We start from the raw sequence: 20,294 nt of genomic DNA, 5'->3' as shown, positions 1-20,294 counted from the left end.
ATGTCCGGCGGGCGTGCAGCAGCGTGGCCTCAGACGCTGAGCAGGCCGGCGGACGTGCCGCGGGTGAAGGCTTCCTCGAACACCGAATAGCCCGACCAGTCGGCATGCGCAAAGGCAAGGCGCGCCGTGGCGGGCGTGGGGGCCAGCGGAACACGCTCTCCGTTCAATAGCTGGTGGCGCTTGTGGGGCAAGGGCTGGAGCCCGATTTGACTTAAAAACTGCTGCAGACCCGGGCGCGGCATGGCCATGGCGTGGCCGTAGCGCGTGATCTCCATGCGCGTGGCGCGCCGCGCGATGTCCGGGTGCGGCTGGGCGAGCGCGGCCAGGATGGCGTCGCGCCAGTGCGTCCAGGGCTGGGCGAGCAGTTGCGCGCGGCCATCGGGCCAGTCGCCCAGCGCCTGGTAGTAGCTCAGCACCGTCGGCCCCGCGGTCTGCGCGCCCAGGTCCAGGCGCTGGTGGCCCGCGTCGACATAGCCCAGGCCGCCGCGCATCTGCTCGCCGTAGATCACGTTGTCCCAGGCGGGCGCGGCGCCCGGGCGGTCTTGCAGCGGGCGGTCGATGTGGATGTTGGCCACCAGCCAGGGCGCCCAGGCCAGGCGTGCGGCGGCTTCGCGCACGAAGGCGGGCGGGCTCTGCAGCACGCGCGCCGCGATGAATACGGGCAACGCCACCACGCAGCGCTCTGCCTGCCAGCGCAGCAGCTCGCCGCTGGCGTGCACCAGCGCATCGACCGCCACGCCGTGGCGCTGCTCTTCTATGCGCAGCACGCTGGTGCCGGTGTGCAACTGACCGCCCTGCTGCAGCGGCGCGGCCAGGCGCCGGGCCAGCCAGGCGTTGCCCTCGGGCCAGGTGAGCACCGCGTCGCGCTCTTCGTCCAGCGCCTCGCCCGGCGCCTGGAAGCCGTGGCGGCTGGCAAAGTAGTGGATGCCGGCCCAGGCCGACACCGCCGCGCTGCCCGCGCCGTAGTCGTCGCGGCAGCAGTAGTCGAGGTACCAGCGCAGCTGCGCGTCGTCCAGGCCTTCGCGCTCCAGCCAATCTGCAAAAACCAGAGCGTCCAGCGCTTGATGGGCGGGCGCCAGGCCCTGATTCGACTGCCAAAGCTTGAGCGTAGGCATGGCAAAACGGGCCGCGCCCGAGAGCTCGCGCACGCGCTGGGCAAAGCGGTGGTACTGCTGCAGCGTCTCGGGCGCTACGCCTTCCACCGGCAGCAGGCCCTCGTGCCAGGCGCCGCGCCAGAACAGCCGCTCCTGCGGGCTGTGGCACAAATGGCGCTCGTCGTACTGCCAGCGCCCGGCCATGCGACGGCGCAGGCCCAGCTCCTCCAGCAGGTCTTGCACCTCGCGCGCGTCGTCGCCGGGCAGCGGCAGATAGTGCGCGCCGCGCGGGCAGGCGATGCCTGCAACCTCGGTGCCGCGGCTGTTGCCCCCGGCCTCGTCCTCCAGCTCCAGCAAGGCAAAGTCCTGCACGCCCGCCAGGCGCAGGGCACGCGCCGCGGCCAGGCCGGCGATGCCGCCCCCGGCGATCAGCACGCGGGTGCGCAAGGTGCGAGAAGGCGCCGGACTCTGGCCCTTGCCGATCGCGCCGCGCAGCTGGTGGCCGCGCGCCAGGTCCACGCCGGTGTAGCCGCCGGGCAGTTCCGGCGCGGCCGGTGCGCAGGCGCCCAGCGCAGCGGCCGCGGGCAGGCTCAGGAAGTGGCGGCGCTGCATGGGGGGCGCTGCGGCGCTCATTGCACCTGGCGCACCTCCAGCCCCGCGGCGCGCAGGCGTTCGATGACCTGTGCGGCGTGCTCGCGGCTGCGCGTTTGCAGCACCATCTCGATCTCGACGTTCTGCGCCGCCAGCAGCGTGAAGGCGCGCTGGTGGTGTACCTCGTCGACGTTGGCCCCGGCTTCGGCCACCAGCGCGGTGATGCGCGCCAGACTCCCGGGCACGTCGCGCGCGCTCACCACCACGCGCGCCAGGCGGCCCGAGCGCACCATGGCGCGGCCGATGATCTGCGCGAGCAGCTGCGGGTCCATGTTGCCGCCCGAGAGCACCATGCCGACCTGCTTGCCGGCAAAGCGCTCGCGGTGGCGCACCAGCGCCGCGAGCGAGGCCGCGCCCGCGCCCTCGGCCAGGGTTTTCTCGATTTCCAGCAGCAGCACGATGGCCTGCTCGATGTCGCCTTCGTCGACCAGCAGCAGCTCGTCCACGCGCTCGCGGATCACCTCCACGCAGTGCAGGCCGGGAGCGCCCACGGCGATGCCCTCGGCGATGGTGCTGCTGCCCTGCTCGTGGTGCGTGCCCTGGATGGCGTTGACCATGGCCGGAAAGCGCTGCACCTGCACGCCGACCACCTCGATCGACGGCTTGAGCGCCTTGGCCGCCGTCGCAATGCCCGAAATCAACCCGCCGCCGCCTACCGGCACGACAAGCACCTCCAGATCCGGCTGCGCGGCGAGCACTTCCATCGCCAGCGTCCCCTGCCCGGCCATGATGGCCAGATCGTCATACGGGTGGATCAGCGTGAGCTGTTCGCTCGCGGCGAGTTCGCGCGCGTGCACCGCCGCCTCTTCCAGGGAATTGCCGTGCAGGATCACGCGCGCGCCAAAGCCCTGGGTGCGCGCCACCTTCACGCCGGGCGTGAAGCCCGGCATCACGATGGTCGCGGGAACACCCAGCTGCTGCGCGTGGTAGGCCACGCCCTGGGCGTGGTTGCCCGCGCTCATCGCGATCACGCCGCGCGTGCGCTCGTCGTCGGACAGCTGCACCAGCTTGTTGCAAGCGCCGCGCTCCTTGAAGGAGCCGGTGAACTGCAGGTTTTCCATCTTCAGGAAAACCTGCGCACCGGTGATTTCGGAGAGCGTGCGCGACTCGACGCACGGCGTGTTGAGCACCTGACCGGCCACGCGCTCGGCGGCCTGCTGGATGTCGGCAAATTGAAGCATTGCGATGTATCCCCTTGTGGAAGCGAAACGGCCTGGGCGCTGCCTCGGGCCCTCGGTGCGGCCCGGCGCCGGCGCGTCAATGCGCCACGCGCCCCCATTCCTGCTCGTAAGTGTGCACCAGCACCTGGTTGGACAGGCGGTTGACCTCGGCGGGCGTACGCGCCATGTCCAGCGGAAATTCGAGCATCGCCGGCAGCGCGCCCAGGTCCAGGAAGCGCAGCCCGGCAGGCAGGGCGAGCGGCATGCGCCAGGGCCGGCGGCTGGCGATGACGAAGCCCCATTCGCCAAAACTGGGCACGTGCACGTGGTAGGGCGTGGTCGCCAGGCCCGCCGCCTCCACGGTCTGCACCACGGTCCAGAAACTGCGCCGCGCGATCAGCGGCGAGGTGGTCTGGATCACCGCATAGCCGCTTGCCGCCAGGCGCTCGGCCAGCAGCGCGTAGAAGCTGTTGGTGTAGAGCTTGCCGATGGCAAAGTTGGTCGGGTCGGGAAAGTCCACGACGATCACGTCGAAAGAATCTTCCGCGTCCCGGGACGGCCCGGCGACGCCGGGCGCGCCCTGCTGCAGCCACTGGAAGGCATCTTCATTGACCACTTGCACGCGCGGGTCCGACAGGCTGTGCTGGTTCAGCCGGGCGAGCTGGGGCGTGTCGCGAAACAGCTGCGTCATCGCCGGGTCCAGCTCGACCAGCGTGACCGACTGCACCGAGGGGTACTTGAGCACCTCGCGCACCGCCATGCCGTCGCCCCCGCCCAGCACCGCCACGCGCCGGGGCGCGCCGTGCGCGGCCATGGCCGGGTGCACCAGCGCCTCGTGGTAGCGGTATTCGTCGCTCTCGGCAAACTGCAGGTTGCCGTTGAGATACAGCCGGTGGCCGCGCCGCCCGTGCGTGACCACGATGCGCTGGTAGGGCGAGGTCGCGGCAAACGCGATCGGGCTCTGGTAGAAGTGGTCTTCGGCCAGCGTGGTGACCGCGCCCGCGCCCCACATGCCTGCGGCCAGCAGCACGACCACCATCGCGCAGGCGGCGACGTGCTCGGCAAAGCGCGGCAGCTCATGGCGAAACAGCCACAACGCCCAGACCGCGACGGCCGCGTTCATCAGACCGAACAGCAGCCCCGAGCGGATCAACCCGAGGTAGGGCACGAGCAGCAGCGGGAACGCCAGCGACACCGCCAGCGCCCCGAGGTAGTCGAAGGTGAGCACCTGGCTGACCAGGGTCTTGAGCGCCACGTCGCGCTGCAGGATGCGAATGACCAGCGGGATCTCCAGCCCCACCAGCGCGCCGACCACGAAGACGATGCCGTACAGCAGCAGCCGAAACGCCTCGGGCAGCCAGGCATTGGCCACGAACAACACCCCGGGCAGCATGCCGCCGATGAGCGCGACCAGCAGCTCGATGCGCAGAAAGTGCGCGGGCAGCTGGCGCTCCAGATAGCGCGACAGCCACGACCCCACGCCCATCGCGAACAGGTAGGTGCCGATGATGGTGGAAAACTGCAGGACCGAGTCGCCCAGCAGATAGGACGCCAGCGCCCCGGCCGCAAGCTCGTACAACAGCCCGCAGGCCGCGATCACGAAGACGCTGGCCAGCAGCGCCACGGCAATCGGCCGCGGCGGCGCGGCAGCGGCGGGGGCTTGCGCCATGGAAATATCAGCAAAAACCCGTCCAAACGCTTGTCTGGCAAGCGCGATCAGCTATCAATAGGATATCAATGTATCGCCGCAGCCACGATGATGCTGATGCCCAGGCACATGGCCGCGACGACCATGCCCAGGGCGCGGTTCTGCTTCTCGACGATCTCGCCCCAGAGGTCGTGCGGGGTGATCTTGTCGATGATGACGAAGCACAGCCAGAAGATGACCACGCCGATGACGGCGTAGAGGATGGAGCCGAGAAACGCGGCGGGTTTGAGCCATTCCATGGTGAGAGACCTCCGTTGCAGGTTTACTTGTGGCTGCCGCCGCTGGAATAGCCCCCGAAGGAGCCGCCCGAGCTGCGGTTGTAGCTGCCCGACGAGGATGAACCCCCGGTGCAGGTGCTGAGCGTGATGACCAGCATGATGAGCACGATGAAGACCAGCACGGTGAGGCCGCAGCCCGAGCCGCCGCTGGCCACGAAGGGGCCGACCTCGTCGCGCTTGAACTTGTCGGCTTCGGCTTCGCGCCCGAAGGCCTGGGCCACGGTGCTGCTGGCCAGGCGGTTGCCGTAGGACCAGGTGATTTCCTTGTCGCTTTGCTCGCGCGACAAGATGCCCTTGCCCTGGGTGGCGGCGTAGTCCACGTTGTCGGTTTGCTGGCCGCGCTCAACCGGCCAGTAGAACTCGCCGGCCACGTAGTCGGTAGTGGCGCGGTAGCCGCTGCTGCGCACATAGCTCATTCCCAGGTAGGACGCGGCCGCGCCCAGCGCGCCGAGCTTGGGCGCGCCGGTGGCGGGGCGCACCAGGCTCCAGCCGTCCGAGGCGTCCACCAGGAAGGTGAAGCCTTTTTGCTGGTTGTACAGCAGGTATTCGTCCCAGGCGAACTGCTCGTCGTCGTCCGGCTCCTGACCCAGGCGGCGCTGGTAGCCGACGACCTGCCAGGGCACGCCCTCGAACTGGCCGACGCTGCCCAGCGCGATCAGCGGCGGCGCGCCCGCCTGCTGCGTGGCGCTGAGCAGCTCGGCGCCGATGCCGCCGCTCAGGTCGATCAGGCTGTGGCAAGAGCCGCAGGTGATGCTCTTGGTGCTTTGCAGCTGCACCTGCACCGGCGCGCCGCAGTGCGGGCAGTTGAAGTGGCGGCCCTGCTCCTGCTTCGACGAGTTGTCTTTCAGGCCCTTGAGCTGCAGGTCTGCAAGCTGCACCGAGCGGCCGATTTCCAGCTGCGGCGTCTTGCCGCCGTAGTCGATGGAGAGCACCTGGCCGTCGTCGCTGCGCAGCTCGACGACCAGAAATTCCTGGCCCGGCGGCGGGAGTTTGGGCAGCTCGCCCTCGGCGGCGGCCAAGTGGGCCTGCATATAAGCGGCCACGCTCCAGCGCCGGCCCGCCAGCGTGAGGCTCGCGCCCAGGCCGAGCTGCTCGGGCGCGGGCAGGTCCGCGGGCGGCGGCTGCAGCGGCTGGGTGAAGACGTAGGCGCCGTTGTCTTCGCCCAGGGTCGCACGCCGGCCGTCGTCCAGCCAGGCGTTCCATTCGGTCCAGCCGCCTTGCGCGCCGCGAAACTGCATGCGCCCGATCAGCGTGAACGGGATGCCTTCCCACTTGCCGCTGGCCATGAGCTGCAGCGGGCTGTGGTCTTCAAACAGCTCGGCCATCTTGCCCACGCGCGCGAGCACATCGCCGCGGCGCACCACGGTGCTGTGGCAATAGCCGCAGACGGCGTAGCTGGACTGCGCGCTCAGGAACTCCACCGGCGCGCCGCAGCCGGGGCAGGGCGCGCTGTAGTGGCGTTGCTGCGAAGTGGCCATGCGTTTACCAGCCTGTTCGGGCTCTGGCGCCCGTCTGGCGGGCGCAATCAGCTATCGAAAATGAAGCTCAGACGAGCTTCTTGAGCAGCTCGGCCTTTTTGGCGGCGAATTCCTCGTCGGTGAGGATGCCCTTGCTCTTGAGCTCGCCGAGCTTTTCCAGCATGGCCATCACGTCCTCGGCCTTCACGCCGGCGGCGCCCGCGCCCGCTGCCCCCGCGCCGGCCGCCGCGGCCGGTGCCTGGGGCTGCAGCGCGGATTGCATGTTCTGCGCCAGGATCTGGCCCATGGCCACGCCCGCGCCCATGCCCAGGCCTGCGCCCGCCAGGCCCCCGCCGTCGCCGCCGCTGCCCACGCCCTTGGCCATTTCGGGGATGGCCTGCGCGGTCTGGTATTGCATGAACTTGCCCATGTCGCTGCCGACCATGCCCATGCCTATCTTCTGGTCCAGCACCTTCTGCAGCTCGTCGGGCAGCGACAGGTTCTGCACCGTAAAGCCTTCGATCTTGATGCCCAGACGGGCAAATTCCGGCGCGAGCTGCGTGGCCAGCGCCTGGGCAAACATGCTCTGGTTGGCCGCCAGGTCGAGAAAGGGCACGCCCGAAGCGGCAATGGCGTTGCTGATGTTCTGCAGCACCAGGCCGCGCAGCTGGCCCTCGACCTCCTCGGTGCCGTATTTCTCGCGCGTGCCCGACACCTCGGTATAGAACAGGCGCGGGTCGCTAATGCGCCAGGCGTAGTTGCCAAAGGCGCGCAGGCGCACCGCGCCGAACTCGGCGTCGCGGATGGTGATGGGCTGGGGCGTGCCCCACTTCTGGTCGAGCTGCTGGCGCGTGCTGAAGAAGTAGACGTCGCTCTTGAAGGGCGACTCGAAGAGCTTGTCCCAGTTCTTCAGGTTGGTCAGCAGCGGCAGGTTCTGCGTGACGAGCTTGTGCGTGCCGGCGCCGAACACGTCGGCCACCTGGCCTTCGTTGACGAACATCGCCATCTGCGACTCGCGCACCACGAGCTGCGCGCCGGTCTGGATTTCCATGTCGCGCATCGGGTAGCGCCAGGCGAGCGTGCCGTCGCCGTCCTCGGTCCACTGCAGGACGTCGATGAACTGTTTCTTGAGGAAATCCATCAGGGCCATGGCGCTGCTCCGGGGGAAAACGGGAAGGCGGCCATCATAGCGGGGGGTCTTGCATCCGCCTACTGGGCAGGCACAGCCGCGTCAACGGCTCCGGCGCAGAGATTGCCCATCAGCGCGATAGCAAGAATGCATGGATATTTCCAATGAGAATCATTATCATTCAAGTATTCTCACAAGGAATCCGCCATGTCCCGCATCCGCCGCATCGCCCGCCACCACGGCCACACACTGGCCAAGACCAGCAGTTATTACGTCATCCACGTCTGCGTGGCCGCGCTGGTAGCCTACGCCGTCACCGGCAACCTCTGGGCCTCGCTCACGCTCAGCCTGCTGGAGCCCACGGTGCAGGCCGTGGCCTTCTTCTTTCATGAAAAAGCCTGGGAGCGCGCGGCCGCGCGCCGCAGCGCTCAGACCCGTACGTTGAGCAGCGTGCCCGTGGTCTCCTGAGCCACGCGCAGCACGTAGAGGTTGGCGCGCCAGGCGCTGCGCGCGGCCAGTTGCTGCACGACTTCTTCTTCCAGCACCACGCCGGGCTGCTCGCCCTGCTGCACCCAGGCGCTCACGCCCGCGCGCGGCGCCTGCGCCTGGGCCTGCACCCGCTGGGGCAGGAAGCCCGGGGTGTTCATGTTGGCGATGTTGTGCGCGCTCACCTGCAGGCGCAGCTGCGCGGCCTGCAGGCCGGACGATGCGATGGAGACGAGAGCAGCCATGCCGACTTCTACGGCAAGGCTGCGCCAGACTTGAGCGCGCGCGCCCGCGAGGGTTTACGCGAGGGCACCGCCGGGCGCTCCGCATTCATAATCGAATCCGGCTCTGGCGCTTGTCCACTGCGCGCGAGCAGCTACAACAACCATAGTACCCACCGCAGCCATGTCCCCGCCTTGCCTGCTTGCCATCGACAGCGGCACCCAGAGCGTGCGCGCGCTGCTCTTCGATCTGCAGGGGCGGCTGCTGGACAAGGCGCAGGTGCCGGTCACCAGCTACCGATCGCCCCAGCCCGGCTGGATGGAAAACGAACCCGAGGCCTTCTGGCAGAGCCTGTGCGCCGCCACCCGCGAGCTGCTGCAGCGCACCAGCGTGCCCCGGGGCGCGATCGCCGGCGTCGTCCTGACTACGCAACGCGCCACGCCGGTGAGCCTGGATGCGCAGTGCCGGCCGCTGCGCCCCTCGATGATCTGGCTGGACCAGCGCCGCGCCGCCCATGCCGTGCGCCTGCCCTGGTGGTGGGAGCTGGCATTGCGCAGCGTCGGCATGCGCGAGACGGTGCGCCACTTTCAGCACGAGGCCGAGGCCAACTGGATCGCCCAGCACCAGAGCGAAGTCTGGGCGCGCACCGCCCACTACCTGCTGCTGCCCGGCTGGCTGCACTGGCGTCTGAGCGGGCAGATGGTCGATTCCAGCGCCTCGCAGGTCGGCTATGTGCCGTTTGACTACAAGCGCGGGCGCTGGGCCGCGGCCTGGGACTGGAAGTGGCATGCGCTGCCGATAGCGCGCTCCATGCTGCCCGAGCTGGTCGCGCCCGGCACCGTGATCGGCCGGGTGAGCCCGCAGGCGGCGCTCGACAGCGGCCTGCCCGCCGGCCTGGCGATGATAGCGGGCGCGGCCGACAAGGCCTGCGAGGTGCTGGGCGCGGGCTGCCTCACGCCCGAGATCGGCTGCCTCTCTTACGGCACCGCCGCCACCTTCAACACCACCACCCGGCGCTACCTGGAGGCCACGCGCTTCGTGCCGCCCTATCCGGCGGCCGTGCCCGGGCACTACAACACCGAGGTGCAGATCACGCGCGGCTTCTGGATGGTCAACTGGTTCAAGGAGCAGTTCGGCCAGGACGAAACCCGCGAAGCCGCCCGCCTGGGCGTGCTGCCTGAGAGCCTGTTCGACGCGCTGATCGAGCAGGTGCCGCCCGGTGCGCTGGGCCTGACGCTGCAGCCCTACTGGAACCCCGGCATCAAGCACCCCGGCCCCGAAGCCAAGGGCGCCATCATCGGCTTTGGCGACGTGCACACCCGCGCGCACCTGTACCGCGCCATCCTCGAAGGCCTGGCCTATGCGCTGCGCGAGGCCAAGGAGCGCATAGAGCGGCGCGGCGGCGCGCGCATCACGCGCCTGCGCGTCTCGGGCGGCGGCTCGCAAAGCGACGCGGCGCTGCAGATCACCGCCAACGTCTTCAACCTGCCGGCCGAGCGCCCCGAGCTGTTCGAGACCAGCGGCCTGGGCGCGGCCATCATCGCCAGCGTCGGCCTGGGCCTGCACCCGGACTACGCCAGCGCGGTGCGCGCCATGGTGCGCACCGCCCGCGTGTTCCAGCCCCAGCCCGAGCATGTGCAGACCTACGAGCAGCTCTACCGCCAGGTTTACCTGCGCATGTACGATCGCCTGCAGCCGCTGTACCGGGCGCTGCGCGCGATCACCGGCTACCCCTCCAGCGACCATTGACCGCCGCCCGCTTGCCGCCGCACCCGCCATGCTACCGAGCCCGTTTGCCCGCGCCTGAAAGGCCATCGCCCATGCCCATCCTGCAACGTTTGCTGATCGCCGCCGCCATGCTTGCGGCCAGCGCCGCCCCCGCCTGGGCCTGGAGCAACCACGCGCTGGCCGCCTACCGCGCCTTCGAGGTGCTGCCCGAGGTCGCCCAGGCCGCGCCCGTGAAGGCCGAGCCGCTGGAGGACTTTCTCGCGGCGCAGGCCCAGCCCCTGGCCGAACTGCTGGCCGCGCAAGACGCCTGGGCGCGCGCGCACATCGCCCACTACCCGCCGCTGCCCGAGGCGCTGCGCTTTGACCCTGCCGTGGCGGGCCAGGGGCCGCAGGCGCTGCGCCGTGCCTTTCTGATGGCGCTGCGCGTCTCGCCCGAGAGCCGCCTGGCGCTGTATGTGCAGCCCGACCCCCTGGCCCCGCCCCTTGCGGCCGAGCGCATGCCCCACGACGAAGTCAGCGCCCTGGCGCTGCGCGAGAAGGACGGGGAAAAGCACCGCTTCGTGCGCCTGGCCCCCGGCGAGGCGGTAGCGCCGCTGGCGGTGCTGGCCTCGGCCAGCGACGAGCCCGACTACGGCATGGACGTGAATCTGTTCGAGGACAGCCCCTCCGACTGGGGCCCGCGCTACGGCTTTGGCAAGCTGCCCTTTGGCAACCCGGCGCTGGACTTCGCCACGCAGGCGCCGTTTCACATGGGCTACTACCACGAATCGAAGCTGATCTATGCCGCGGCGGGCTTTCTCAAGCGCACCTACCCGCTGCTGCGCGTGCACCAGTACCAGGGCCTGGCCCAACTGGCCTTTCGCAGCGGCCACGCCTACTGGGGCTGGCGCTTTGCCGGTCTGGCCGCGCACTATGTGCAAGACCTCACCCAGCCCTACCACGCCCGCCTGGCGCCGGGCTTTTCCAGCGCGCGCCTGATCGGCATCCAGCTGCTGGCGCTGGCGGGCATGCCCGGGGGCAAGAACGACATGATCGTGCTGCTCTCCAACCGCCACTTCGTGCTCGAGCGGCTGGAGAGCCAGATGATCCAGACCGGCCGGGACAACCCCGCCGGCCAGGCGCTGCGCCAGGTGCTGCACGACAGCAGCCGCGATGCGGACTACGGCCCCTGGGGCGACACCAGCGTGCGCGACCTGGTTGCGGGCGAAGCCGCAGCCCAGGGCGAGGCGGTGACCGCGCAAATGCTCACCTCGGCCCCCGCGCGCTACGTGGACGACCCGCGCTTTGATTTCGGCATCGAGGGCGGACGCATCGACCTGATGGCCGAGATGGCCCGCCAGAGCCCCGAGGCCCAGGCCGCGCTGCAGTCGAGCATCGCCGCGCTGATGCGCCACTTCGGCGCGCACAGCCGCAACCTGGTGCGCGCCATCCTGGCGCAGGCAGGTAAGCCCTGAAGAGCCGGCTCCAGGTGCCAGCACGCCTGGCACCCTCTCTTCCAGCGAGAAACGCCCATGGATGCCGCCCGGATGAACGGCTTGCCTCAGTTCACGCCGCAGGCAGCGCTGGCGCATCGAGCGTGGCTGCCAGCACCTGAAGCAGGGTTTCGGAATTGGGCACCACGAAGGGCGCGGCTGGCGGAGACTTCACCATCATGCGGGCCTGAGCATCGTGGCCTGCGCATTCCTGATGGCTCAGCGGCCCATGGCCGACAAATCCGTCGGCGGTAAAGCGATTTCGCCCGATGCCAAATGCCTGCCCTTCCCGAGAATTGCACCTCCTGGGGAAGGCCCGCGCGCGCAGCCGCATGTGGCCCACTCGATCGGGACGCTGCGCCAGCAGCCCAGCTACGCGCTACTCGATCGCCTCGGCCAGTGTCCCTGCAGCGGTCGGGCAAACAAGAGACTGCTCTTGTGACACAGCAGGACTAAGGCAACATCAGCTTGAGGTTCTGCACTGCCGCGCCGCTCGCGCCCTTGCCCAGGTTGTCCAGGCGCGCCACCAGCACCGCCTGGCGGTAGTCGTCGTTGCCGTAGACGCGCAGCTCCAGGTGGTTGGTGTCGTTGAGGGCCAGCGCATCGAGCTTGCCGCTCTCGGTGGCGGGCAGCACCTGGACGAAGTGCTCGGGCGTGTTGGTGCGGGCGTAGTGGGCGGCCAGCACCTCGTGCAGGTCGCAGGCCCTGGGCGCGCCGCTGAGCAAGTCCAGATGCAGCGGCAGCTCTACCAGCATGCCCTGGCGGAAATTGCCCACCGCCGGCACGAACAGCGGGCGGCGCTTCACGCCGCTGTACTTCATGATCTCCGGCAGGTGCTTGTGCGACAAGCCCAGCGCATAGAGCTCGTAGGGCGCGGCCTCACCTTTTTCATAGGCTTCGATCATGCTGCGCCCGCCGCCCGAATAGCCGCTGACCGAAGGCAGCACCAGCGGGTAATCCTGAGGGATCAGCCCTGCGTCCACCAGCGGGCGCAAGAGCGCGATGGCGCCGGTGGCGTAGCAGCCGGGGTTGGCCACGCGCTCGGCGCTGCGGATAGCTTCGAGCTGCCCCGGGGCAAGTTCCGGGAAGCCGAACACCCAGCCCTCGGCGGTGCGGTGGGCGGTGGAGGCGTCGATGATCTTGATGCGCCGCCCGCCTTCGGCGGCGATCGCGTCCACCATGGCCACGGTCTCGCGCGCGGCGTCGTCGTGCAAGCACAGGATGACCAGGTCCACCTCGGCGATCACGGCCCGCTTGGCCTGCGCGTCCTTGCGCAGCAGGGGGTCTATGCTGACCAGCTCGACGTCGGCGAGCTGCTGCAGGCGCTCGCGAATCTGCAGGCCGGTGGTGCCGGCTTCGCCATCAATGAATACCTTGGCCATGGGTGTGCTCCTTGGGGCGCTGGGGCAGGGCGCGTGCCAGCGGCCTTGCCTGTGTTGCGTCGCAACATGATACATTTGCCGACTGCCGAGGTCGTCGCTCCCCTGCCCCTGCAGCCGTGCCACGACCCCTGACCCGATCCCGCGCTCCTGGCAAGCGCTCATCGGCAGCACGGGTAAGACACCATCCTTCCATTGAGAGAGCCCTCATGAAGATTCACGAATACCAAGGCAAGGAAATCTTGCGCAGTTTCGGCGTGCCCGTTCCACGGGGCATTCCGGCCTTCACGGTGCAAGAGGCCGTCGAAGCCGCCCAGAAGCTCGGCGGCCCGGTCTGGGTCGTCAAGGCCCAGATCCATGCCGGCGGTCGCGGCAAGGGCGGCGGCGTGAAGGTGGCCAAAAGCATCGAGGACGTGAAGACCCTGGCGGGCCAGATCCTGGGCATGCAACTCGTCACGCACCAGACCGGACCCGAGGGCCAGAAGGTGCGCCGCCTCTACATCGAGGACGGCGCAGACATCCGGAAAGAGTACTACCTTTCCGTCGTGACCGACCGCGAGACGCAGAAGGTGGCCTTCATCGCGTCGAGCGAAGGCGGCATGGACATCGAGGAAGTGGCGCACAAGACGCCCGAGAAGATCATCAAGGTCTTCGTCGACCCGCTCGTCGGTCTGACCGAGGCGCAGGGCCAGGAGCTGGCGCGCGGCGTGGACATGCCGCAGGAGTCGACCGCGCAGTTCGTGGACGTCTGCCAGAAGCTCTACAAGTGCTACATGGAAACCGACGCCTCGCTGGTGGAGATCAACCCGCTCAACCGCGACAGCAAGGGCAACATCATCGCGCTGGACGCCAAGTTCAACTTTGATTCCAACGCGCTGTTTCGCCACCCCGAAATCGTCGCGCTGCGCGACCTCGACGAGGAAGACCCGGCCGAGGTGCAGGCCAGCAAGTTCGATCTGGCCTACATCAGCCTGGACGGCAACATCGGCTGCCTGGTCAACGGCGCTGGCCTGGCCATGGCGACCATGGACACCATCAAGCTCTTTGGCGCCGAGCCGGCCAACTTCCTGGACGTGGGCGGCGGCGCCACGCCAGAGAAGGTGACCGAAGCCTTCAAGATCATGCTCAAGAACCCCAAGGTCAAGGGCATTCTGGTCAACATCTTCGGCGGCATCATGAAGTGCGACACGATTGCCACCGGCGTGATCACCGCCTGCAAGGCGGTGAATCTGTCGGTGCCGCTGGTCGTGCGCATGAAGGGCACGAACGAAGAGCTGGGCAAGAAGCTGCTGGCCGAGTCGGGCCTGCCCATCATCAGCGCCGACACCATGGCCGAGGCGGCCACCAAGATCGTCGAAGCCGTTCGCTAAGCCCGGAGAATCACATGTCGATTTACATCAACAAAGACACCAAGGTCATCACCCAGGGCATCACCGGCAAGACGGGCCAGTTTCATACCGCCAAGTGCCAGGAATACGCCAACGGCAAGAACTGCTTCGTGGCCGGCGTCAATCCCAAGAAGGCGGGCGAGAAGATCTTCGACATTCCGATCTACGGCACGGTGAAAGAAGCCGCCAAGGAAACCGGCGCCACGGTCAGCGTGATCTACGTGCCGCCCGCGGGCGCCGCTGCCGCCATCTGGGAAGCCGTCGAGGCGGATCTGGACCTGGTCATCTGCATCACCGAAGGCATTCCGGTGCGCGACATGCTGCAGGTGCGCAACCAGATGAAGGCCAGGGAAGCCCAGGGCGGCAAGAAGACGCTGCTGCTCGGCCCCAACTGCCCGGGCCTGATCACGCCCGACGAGATCAAGATCGGCATCATGCCCGGCCACATCCACAAGAAGGGCCGTATCGGCGTGGTGTCGCGCTCGGGCACGCTGACCTATGAAGCCGTGGCGCAACTGACCGAGCTCGGCATAGGCCAGTCCACCGCCGTGGGCATTGGGGGCGATCCGATCAATGGCCTCAAGCACATCGACGTGATGCGCGCCTTCAACGACGACCCCGATACCGACGCCGTGATCATGATCGGCGAGATCGGCGGCCCGGACGAGGCCGACGCCGCGCGCTGGTGCAAGGCCAACATGAAGAAGCCCATCGTCGGCTTCATCGCCGGCGTCACCGCTCCGGCCGGCAAGCGCATGGGTCACGCCGGCGCGCTGATCTCGGGCGGCGCCGACACGGCCGAGGCCAAGCTCGCGGTGATGGAGGAATGCGGCTTCAAGATCACGCGCAACCCCTCGGAGATGGGGCGCCTGCTCAAAACGCTCATCTGAGCGCCCGGGGCCCGCCGGAGACAAGGCCAGCTGTGCATTCAGCTGGCTTTTTTCGCATGGGGCGGCATGATTTGCAATCTTTTGCAGATTGTGCGCCTGGCGGTGTTACAAACCTGCGTTCACCCAGACCGGCTTGACCGATGCCCTTGCCCCTGACCTACGAGTTCTGCGCGCGCACCGACACGGGCCGGGTGCGCAGCAACAACGAGGACTCGGTGGCCGTGAGCCGCGACGCGCGCATGGTCATCGTGGCCGACGGCATGGGCGGCTACAACGCCGGCGAAGTGGCCAGCGTGATGGCGGTGCAGATCCTGAACCGGGAGCTGCGCAACCGTCTGGTGGCTGCCGGCGGCGCCGCCGACAGCGAGCTGGTGCGCGAGATGCTGGCCACGGGCGTGGAGCGCGCCAATGCCGCCATCTACCAGGCGGCCAAGGCGCATGCCCACTACGCCGGCATGGGCACGACGCTGGTCGCCGGCCTGTTCGGTGACGAGCGGGTGATCATCGGCCACATAGGCGACTCGCGCGCCTATCTGCTGCGCGGGCGCCGCCTGTCGCGCCTCACGCGCGACCACACCTGGCTGCAGGAACAGGTGGACAAGGGCGTGATGACGCCGCAGCAGGCGCAGCGCTCGGGCATGCGCAGCCTGCTCACGCGCGCCATCGGCGTCGATCCGAAGGTGCGCCTGGAGATCAACGAATTCCCGGTGCACGGCGGCGACCTGTTCCTGTTCTGCTCCGACGGCCTGACCGACAGCATCGACGACGCCGAGCTGGCCATCTTGCTGCGCGACCCGCTGGCGCTGCCCCGGCTTGCCGAGCGGCTGATACAGCAGGGCAACGCCCTGGGCGGACGCGACAACATCAGCGTGCTGCTGGTGCGGGCCAGCGAGCCGGGTGCGGCGGCGCCCGGCGATCCCGGATAATTTGCACAAGAGAGAGGAAACATTGCATGCCCAGTCTGGTTTTTCTGCTTGACGCAGCGGTGGTCAATGAGATCGAGCTCGTCAAGCCCCGCACGACGCTCGGGCGACGCCCCAACAACGACATCGTCATCGACAACCTCACCGTCAGCGGCGAACACGCGGTGCTGCACATGCAGGGGCATGCAGTAGAGGTCGAAGACCTGCAAAGCACCAACGGAACCTTCGTCAACGGCCAGCCGGTGGAGCGCCAACTGCTGCGCGACGGCGACCAGGTCATCATCGGCAACTACGAGGTGCGCTTTGCCGACGCGCGCCAGCGCTTTGCCAGCACGCCGCAGCCGGCCATGGCAGCACCCGCAGCGCCGGCGCCTGCTGCCCAGAGCGCCCTGGTGCGCGTGCTCACCGGCCCGGGCGCGGGGCGCGAGGTGCAGCTCACCAAGGTCGTGACGACGCTGGGCAAGCCGGGCGAGTCGGTCGCCTCCATCACGCACCGCCCGCACGGTTATGTGCTGGCGCAGGTGGACGGCAACACGCCTCCTTCGGTCAACGGGCAGAGCGTGACCGAACCGCGCGCGCTGGTCCATGGCGACCGCATCCGCCTGGCCGACGTGGAGATGGAATTCACCCTGCGTTGAGCTGTCTTGCGGGCATTCCCCACGCATAATGCCGCCCTGCGCCCGAGCGGCGCACCGGGCGATGGCGGGCAGCGGCACGCCATTTGCAGTCTGTATGGCATGAGCACGAGGTGCGGGTAGCGAACCATGAAGGTCAGCGTGCTGGGTTGCAGTGGCTCCATCGCCCGCGGTTGCCGCACGACCGCCTTCCTGCTGGGCGAGCATGTGCTGGTCGACGCCGGCACAGGAGTGGGTGAGCTCAGCGTGGCGCAGATGCGCGCCGTGAGCCACGTCTTTCTGAGCCATTCGCACCTGGACCACATCGCCGCGCTGCCGCTGCTGCTCGATACCGTGGGCAGCCGCCGCGCGGCGCCGCTGCAGGTGTTCGCCCTGGCGCAGACCCTGGACGCCTTGCGCCGGCATGTGTTCAACGACATCATCTGGCCCGACTTCACCCGTATCCCCAGCGCCCGGTCGCCGATGGTGCAGTTGCACCCCGTCGGCGTGGGCGACGTGCTGGTGGTTGCGGGAGTCACCCTGGAGGTGCTGGCCGCGCGCCACAGCGTGCCGGCCGTGGGCTATGCGGCACGCGGCCAGGGCGCGTGGTGGGTTTTCAGTGGCGACACCGAAGGGCAGGAGCCGGCCTTCTGGCAGCGCGTCAACGCCCTGCAGGCCGAGCCGCCGGGCATAGGCGCGCTGGTGATCGAAACCGCATTCAGCGACCGCGAGCAGGCGCTGGCGCGCAAGAGTGCGCATCTCTCGCCGTCCAGCCTGGCGCAGGAGCTCGCCCAGCTGCAGCCCAAGGGGCGCTTTCCCATCTATCTGTCGCACTTCAAGCCGAGCGAGGGCGCCAGCATCCTGGCCGAGGTGCGCGCGCTGCAGGCCAACCAAGCGCTGCAGATCATCGACTTGCAGACGGTAGACGCGTTGCAGCTCTGAGCTGGCGCGCTGCGCGCGCTTCAGCCCAGGTTTTGCGCCAGGCGCTGGCGCAGTTCGTCCAGTTCCATGCCGCGGCGCGCGGCCATGTCCTGCACCTGGTCCTCGCCGATCTGGCCGACGCTGAAATAGGTCGATTCCGGGTGCGCGAGGTAGAAGCCACTAACGCTGGAAGGCGGAATCATCGCGAAGCTGTCGGTTACCTCGATGCCAACCTCGGGGGCATCCAGCGTGGCAAACAGCGTGGTCTTGACCGTGTGGTCCGGGCAGGCCGGGTAGCCAGGCGCCGGGCGTATGCCCTGGTATTTTTCGGCAATCATCTCGTCGCGGTCCAGCGCTTCATCCTTGGCGTAACCCCAGAGGTCGCGGCGCACGCGCGCATGCAGACACTCGGCGAATGATTCGGCCAGGCGGTCGCACAGCGCCTTGAAGGTGATGTTGGAATAGTCGTCGAGCTGCGCGAGGAATTCCTGCTCCTTCTTCTCCGCGCCTATGCCGGCCGTCACCGCAAACATGCCGGCGTAGTCCCTGATGCCCGACTCTTTGGGCGCGATGAAGTCCGCCAGGCACCGGCTGGGGCGCATCACGCCGTTCACCGGGGTCTTTTCGGTCTGCTGGCGCAGTCCGTACCAGGTCATCAAGACCTCGGTGCGCGATTCGTCGGTGTAGAACTCGATGTCGTCGCCGACGCGGTTGGCCGGGTACAGCCCGATCACGCCATTGGCCTGCACCCAGCGGCCTTCGACGATCTTCTTGAGCATGGCCTGGCCGTCGGCAAAGACCTTGCGCGCTTCCTCGCCCACCACTTCGTCCTGCAGGATGCGCGGGTAGCCGCCGGCCAGGTCCCAGGTCTGGAAGAACGGCCCCCAGTCGAGGTATTTGATGATTTCGGCCAGGTCGAAATTCACGAAGCTGCGCCGTCCGAGCACGCGCGGCGGCGTGGGCTTGAAATGCGTGAAATCGACCGGCGTGGCATTGGCGCGCGAGCGCTCCAGCGGCCACAGCGGCACGCGCTTCTTCTTGGCATGCAGCTCGCGCACGTGGGCATAGTCGGTCTGGATCTCGGCCAGGTAGTCGGCGCGTCCCTCGCCCAGCAGGCTTTGCGCCACGCCCACGCTGCGCGAGGCGTCGGGCACGTAGATCACCGGGCCGTCGTACTTGGGCGCAATCTTCACCGCGGTGTGCACGCGCGAGCAGGTGGCGCCGCCAATCAAGAGCGGAATCTGCCGGCTGGTGAAGTAGTCGTCCTTGTTCATCTCGGCTGCGACGTGCTGCATCTCTTCGAGGCTGGGCGTGATCAGGCCGGAGACGCCGACCATGTCCGCCTGCAGCTCCTTGGCCTTGGCCAGCAGCTCGTGCGAAGGCACCATCACCCCGAGGTTGACCACCTCGAAGTTGTTGCATTGCAAGACCACGGTGACGATGTTCTTGCCGATGTCGTGCACGTCGCCCTTGACGGTGCACACCACCACCTTGCCCTTGCTGGAGATGTCTATGCCCGCGGCCTTCTGCGCTTCTTTCTCTGCCTCGATGTAGGGTACGAGGTGGGCCACGGCCTGCTTCATCACGCGTGCGCTCTTGACCACCTGCGGCAAAAACATCTTGCCGGCGCCGAACAGGTCGCCGACGACGTTCATGCCGTCCATCAGCGGCCCCTCGATCACCGCGAGCGGCCGCGCGCCGCCTTGCACGCAGATCTGCTGGTAGGCCTCTTCGGTATCTGCCACGATGAAGTCGGTAATGCCATGCACCAGCGCATGCGTGAGGCGCTCGCCGACCGGTGCCGGGGCCTCGGGGGTGCCGCGCCATTCGAGCTTCTTGCCATCGTCGCGCGCCGCGCCCTTGGCGCTTTCGGCGATCTCCAGCAGGCGCTCGGCCGCGTCCGGGCGGCGGTTCAAGACCACGTCTTCCACGCGCTCGCGCAGCTCGGGCTCCAGGTCGTCGTAAACGCCGATCATTCCGGCATTGACGATGCCCATGTCCAGACCCGCCTTGATCGCGTGGTAGAGAAAGACGGTGTGGATCGCCTCGCGCACCGGTTCGTTGCCGCGGAAGGAAAAACTCACGTTGGAGATGCCGCCCGAGACCTTGGCGCCGGGCAGGTTCTGCTTGATCCAGCGCGTGGCCTCGATGAAGTCGATGCCGTTTCTCGCGTGCTCCTCGATGCCGGTGGCGATCGGAAAGACATTGGGGTCGAAGATGATGTCCTCGGGCGGGAAGCCGACTTCATCGACCAGGATGCGGTAGGCGCGCGTGCAGATTTCGATGCGCCGCTCCAGCGTGTCGGCCTGGCCTTGTTCATCAAACGCCATCACCACGGCAGCCGCGCCATAGCGCTTGACCAGGCGGGCATGCTGCTTGAATTCCTCTACCCCCTCCTTCATCGAGATGGAATTGACGATGCCCTTGCCCTGCAGGCACTGCAAGCCAGCCTCGATGATTTCCCATTTGGAGGAGTCCACCATCACCGGCACCTTGGCGATGTCGGGCTCGCAGCCGAGCATGCGCAGGAAGCGCACCATTGCCGCCTTGCCGTCGAGCATGGCTTCGTCCATGTTCACGTCGATGACCTGGGCGCCGTTTTCCACCTGCTGGCGCGCCACCGACAGCGCCTCTTCATACTGCTCGGCGATGATCATCCGGGCGAAGGCCTTGGAGCCGGTGACGTTGGTGCGTTCGCCGACGTTGACGAAGAGCGAGTCCTCGTCGATCGTGACCGGCTCCAGGCCGGAGAGCTTCATGGGGGGGAGAACAAGGGCGGACATCTCACTCACCT

17 protein-coding genes and 1 pseudogene are annotated in these 20,294 nt (G+C 68.1%); 9 read left to right on the top strand and 9 right to left on the bottom strand.

What is annotated here, in order from left to right; translation table 11 throughout:
- Positions 1-29: 29 nt before the first annotated feature.
- The 6 genes from KUD94_RS12310 to KUD94_RS12285 form a co-directional block, all read right to left on the bottom strand.
- The gene (locus tag KUD94_RS12310) at positions 30-1,706 is read right to left on the bottom strand and encodes an FAD-dependent oxidoreductase (protein ID WP_218237482.1); all 1,677 of its coding nucleotides are present in this window, start codon (positions 1,704-1,706) and stop codon (positions 30-32) included.
- Between the two features lie 17 nt (positions 1,707-1,723).
- On the bottom strand, positions 1,724-2,926 hold the full coding sequence (locus KUD94_RS12305) for a threonine ammonia-lyase (protein WP_218237481.1): 1,203 nt from the start codon (positions 2,924-2,926) through the stop codon (positions 1,724-1,726).
- A 76-nt stretch (positions 2,927-3,002) separates the two neighbouring features.
- Positions 3,003-4,574, bottom strand: a complete 1,572-nt coding sequence (locus tag KUD94_RS12300) for a polyamine aminopropyltransferase (RefSeq protein WP_218237480.1) — start codon at positions 4,572-4,574, stop codon at positions 3,003-3,005.
- Positions 4,575-4,639: 65 nt separating this feature from the next.
- Positions 4,640-4,852, bottom strand: a complete 213-nt coding sequence (locus tag KUD94_RS12295) for a DUF350 domain-containing protein (protein WP_218237479.1) — start codon at positions 4,850-4,852, stop codon at positions 4,640-4,642.
- A 23-nt stretch (positions 4,853-4,875) separates the two neighbouring features.
- Positions 4,876-6,369, bottom strand: coding sequence for a DUF4178 domain-containing protein (locus KUD94_RS12290; RefSeq protein WP_218237478.1), 1,494 nt, complete (start codon positions 6,367-6,369; stop codon positions 4,876-4,878).
- Positions 6,370-6,436: 67 nt separating this feature from the next.
- Complete coding sequence (locus KUD94_RS12285; protein WP_218237477.1) at positions 6,437-7,498, bottom strand: SPFH domain-containing protein; 1,062 nt, start codon at positions 7,496-7,498, stop codon at positions 6,437-6,439.
- Between the two features lie 186 nt (positions 7,499-7,684).
- Between KUD94_RS12285 and KUD94_RS12280 the strand changes: the two genes are divergently transcribed.
- A complete protein-coding gene (locus KUD94_RS12280) occupies positions 7,685-7,945 on the top strand; it encodes a DUF2061 domain-containing protein (RefSeq protein ID WP_218237476.1) in 261 nt (86 codons plus the stop codon).
- Here KUD94_RS12280 and KUD94_RS12275 read toward each other — a convergent pair.
- Positions 7,906-8,208 (bottom strand): flagellar basal body protein, encoded by a 303-nt coding sequence (locus KUD94_RS12275; RefSeq protein ID WP_218237475.1) that lies wholly within the window; start codon positions 8,206-8,208, stop codon positions 7,906-7,908. The genes KUD94_RS12280 and KUD94_RS12275 overlap by 40 nt on opposite strands.
- A gap of 160 nt (positions 8,209-8,368) precedes the next feature.
- Here KUD94_RS12275 and KUD94_RS12270 point away from each other — a divergent pair, with 160 nt between their 5' ends.
- From KUD94_RS12270 to KUD94_RS14805, 3 genes and pseudogenes are all read left to right on the top strand, one after another.
- On the top strand, positions 8,369-9,934 hold the full coding sequence (locus tag KUD94_RS12270) for an FGGY-family carbohydrate kinase (protein ID WP_218237474.1): 1,566 nt from the start codon (positions 8,369-8,371) through the stop codon (positions 9,932-9,934).
- A 71-nt stretch (positions 9,935-10,005) separates the two neighbouring features.
- Positions 10,006-11,367 (top strand): hypothetical protein, encoded by a 1,362-nt coding sequence (locus tag KUD94_RS12265; protein ID WP_218237473.1) that lies wholly within the window; start codon positions 10,006-10,008, stop codon positions 11,365-11,367.
- Positions 11,368-11,467: 100 nt separating this feature from the next.
- Positions 11,468-11,715 (top strand): annotated as a pseudogene (locus tag KUD94_RS14805) (IS701 family transposase); the annotation flags it as partial.
- A gap of 122 nt (positions 11,716-11,837) precedes the next feature.
- On the opposite strand, the gene argC reads toward KUD94_RS14805, so the two are convergent.
- On the bottom strand, positions 11,838-12,767 hold the full coding sequence (gene argC, locus KUD94_RS12260) for an N-acetyl-gamma-glutamyl-phosphate reductase (RefSeq protein ID WP_218237472.1): 930 nt from the start codon (positions 12,765-12,767) through the stop codon (positions 11,838-11,840).
- 206 nt (positions 12,768-12,973) lie between these two features.
- On the opposite strand from argC, the gene sucC reads away from it, so the two are divergent.
- The 5 genes from sucC (at position 12,974) to KUD94_RS12235 (ending at position 17,521) form a co-directional block, all read left to right on the top strand.
- Positions 12,974-14,134, top strand: a complete 1,161-nt coding sequence (gene sucC, locus KUD94_RS12255; protein WP_218237471.1) for an ADP-forming succinate--CoA ligase subunit beta — start codon at positions 12,974-12,976, stop codon at positions 14,132-14,134.
- Between the two features lie 14 nt (positions 14,135-14,148).
- The gene (sucD, locus tag KUD94_RS12250; RefSeq protein ID WP_218237470.1) at positions 14,149-15,042 is read left to right on the top strand and encodes a succinate--CoA ligase subunit alpha; all 894 of its coding nucleotides are present in this window, start codon (positions 14,149-14,151) and stop codon (positions 15,040-15,042) included.
- A 140-nt stretch (positions 15,043-15,182) separates the two neighbouring features.
- Positions 15,183-15,968, top strand: coding sequence for a Stp1/IreP family PP2C-type Ser/Thr phosphatase (locus KUD94_RS12245; RefSeq protein WP_218237469.1), 786 nt, complete (start codon positions 15,183-15,185; stop codon positions 15,966-15,968).
- Between the two features lie 26 nt (positions 15,969-15,994).
- Positions 15,995-16,603 carry an FHA domain-containing protein gene (locus tag KUD94_RS12240; protein WP_218237468.1) on the top strand — a complete coding sequence of 203 codons (609 nt, stop codon included), beginning with the start codon at positions 15,995-15,997 and terminating at the stop codon, positions 16,601-16,603.
- Positions 16,604-16,729: 126 nt separating this feature from the next.
- Complete coding sequence (locus KUD94_RS12235) at positions 16,730-17,521, top strand: 3',5'-cyclic-nucleotide phosphodiesterase (protein WP_218237467.1); 792 nt, start codon at positions 16,730-16,732, stop codon at positions 17,519-17,521.
- Positions 17,522-17,541: 20 nt separating this feature from the next.
- On the opposite strand, the gene metH is transcribed toward KUD94_RS12235, so the two are convergent.
- Positions 17,542-20,259 carry a methionine synthase gene (gene metH / locus KUD94_RS12230; protein WP_255568821.1) on the bottom strand — a complete coding sequence of 906 codons (2,718 nt, stop codon included), beginning with the start codon at positions 20,257-20,259 and terminating at the stop codon, positions 17,542-17,544.
- Positions 20,260-20,294: the final 35 nt, after the last annotated feature.

It is taken from the genome of Comamonas sp. NLF-1-9 (genome assembly GCF_019195435.1).
Lineage (GTDB): Bacteria > Pseudomonadota > Gammaproteobacteria > Burkholderiales > Burkholderiaceae_C > Comamonas_C.
The sequence above is the reverse complement of the archived record's forward strand: the minus strand, read 5'-3'. Positions and strand labels throughout refer to the sequence as shown.

Coding starts and splice junctions, on each gene's coding strand:
- sucC (WP_218237471.1), top strand. CDS start 12,974: ATGAAGATTCACGAATACCAAGGCAAGGAAATCTTGCGCAGTTTCGGC.
- KUD94_RS12235 (WP_218237467.1), top strand. CDS start 16,730: ATGAAGGTCAGCGTGCTGGGTTGCAGTGGCTCCATCGCCCGCGGTTGC.
- sucD (WP_218237470.1), top strand. CDS start 14,149: ATGTCGATTTACATCAACAAAGACACCAAGGTCATCACCCAGGGCATC.
- KUD94_RS12240 (WP_218237468.1), top strand. CDS start 15,995: ATGCCCAGTCTGGTTTTTCTGCTTGACGCAGCGGTGGTCAATGAGATC.
- KUD94_RS12290 (WP_218237478.1), bottom strand. CDS start 6,369: ATGGCCACTTCGCAGCAACGCCACTACAGCGCGCCCTGCCCCGGCTGC.
- KUD94_RS12300 (WP_218237480.1), bottom strand. CDS start 4,574: ATGGCGCAAGCCCCCGCCGCTGCCGCGCCGCCGCGGCCGATTGCCGTG.
- KUD94_RS12275 (WP_218237475.1), bottom strand. CDS start 8,208: ATGGCTGCTCTCGTCTCCATCGCATCGTCCGGCCTGCAGGCCGCGCAG.
- KUD94_RS12280 (WP_218237476.1), top strand. CDS start 7,685: ATGTCCCGCATCCGCCGCATCGCCCGCCACCACGGCCACACACTGGCC.
- KUD94_RS12265 (WP_218237473.1), top strand. CDS start 10,006: ATGCCCATCCTGCAACGTTTGCTGATCGCCGCCGCCATGCTTGCGGCC.
- metH (WP_255568821.1), bottom strand. CDS start 20,259: ATGAAGCTCTCCGGCCTGGAGCCGGTCACGATCGACGAGGACTCGCTC.
- KUD94_RS12285 (WP_218237477.1), bottom strand. CDS start 7,498: ATGGCCCTGATGGATTTCCTCAAGAAACAGTTCATCGACGTCCTGCAG.
- KUD94_RS12270 (WP_218237474.1), top strand. CDS start 8,369: ATGTCCCCGCCTTGCCTGCTTGCCATCGACAGCGGCACCCAGAGCGTG.
- KUD94_RS12245 (WP_218237469.1), top strand. CDS start 15,183: ATGCCCTTGCCCCTGACCTACGAGTTCTGCGCGCGCACCGACACGGGC.
- KUD94_RS12295 (WP_218237479.1), bottom strand. CDS start 4,852: ATGGAATGGCTCAAACCCGCCGCGTTTCTCGGCTCCATCCTCTACGCC.
- KUD94_RS12305 (WP_218237481.1), bottom strand. CDS start 2,926: ATGCTTCAATTTGCCGACATCCAGCAGGCCGCCGAGCGCGTGGCCGGT.
- argC (WP_218237472.1), bottom strand. CDS start 12,767: ATGGCCAAGGTATTCATTGATGGCGAAGCCGGCACCACCGGCCTGCAG.
- KUD94_RS12310 (WP_218237482.1), bottom strand. CDS start 1,706: ATGCAGCGCCGCCACTTCCTGAGCCTGCCCGCGGCCGCTGCGCTGGGC.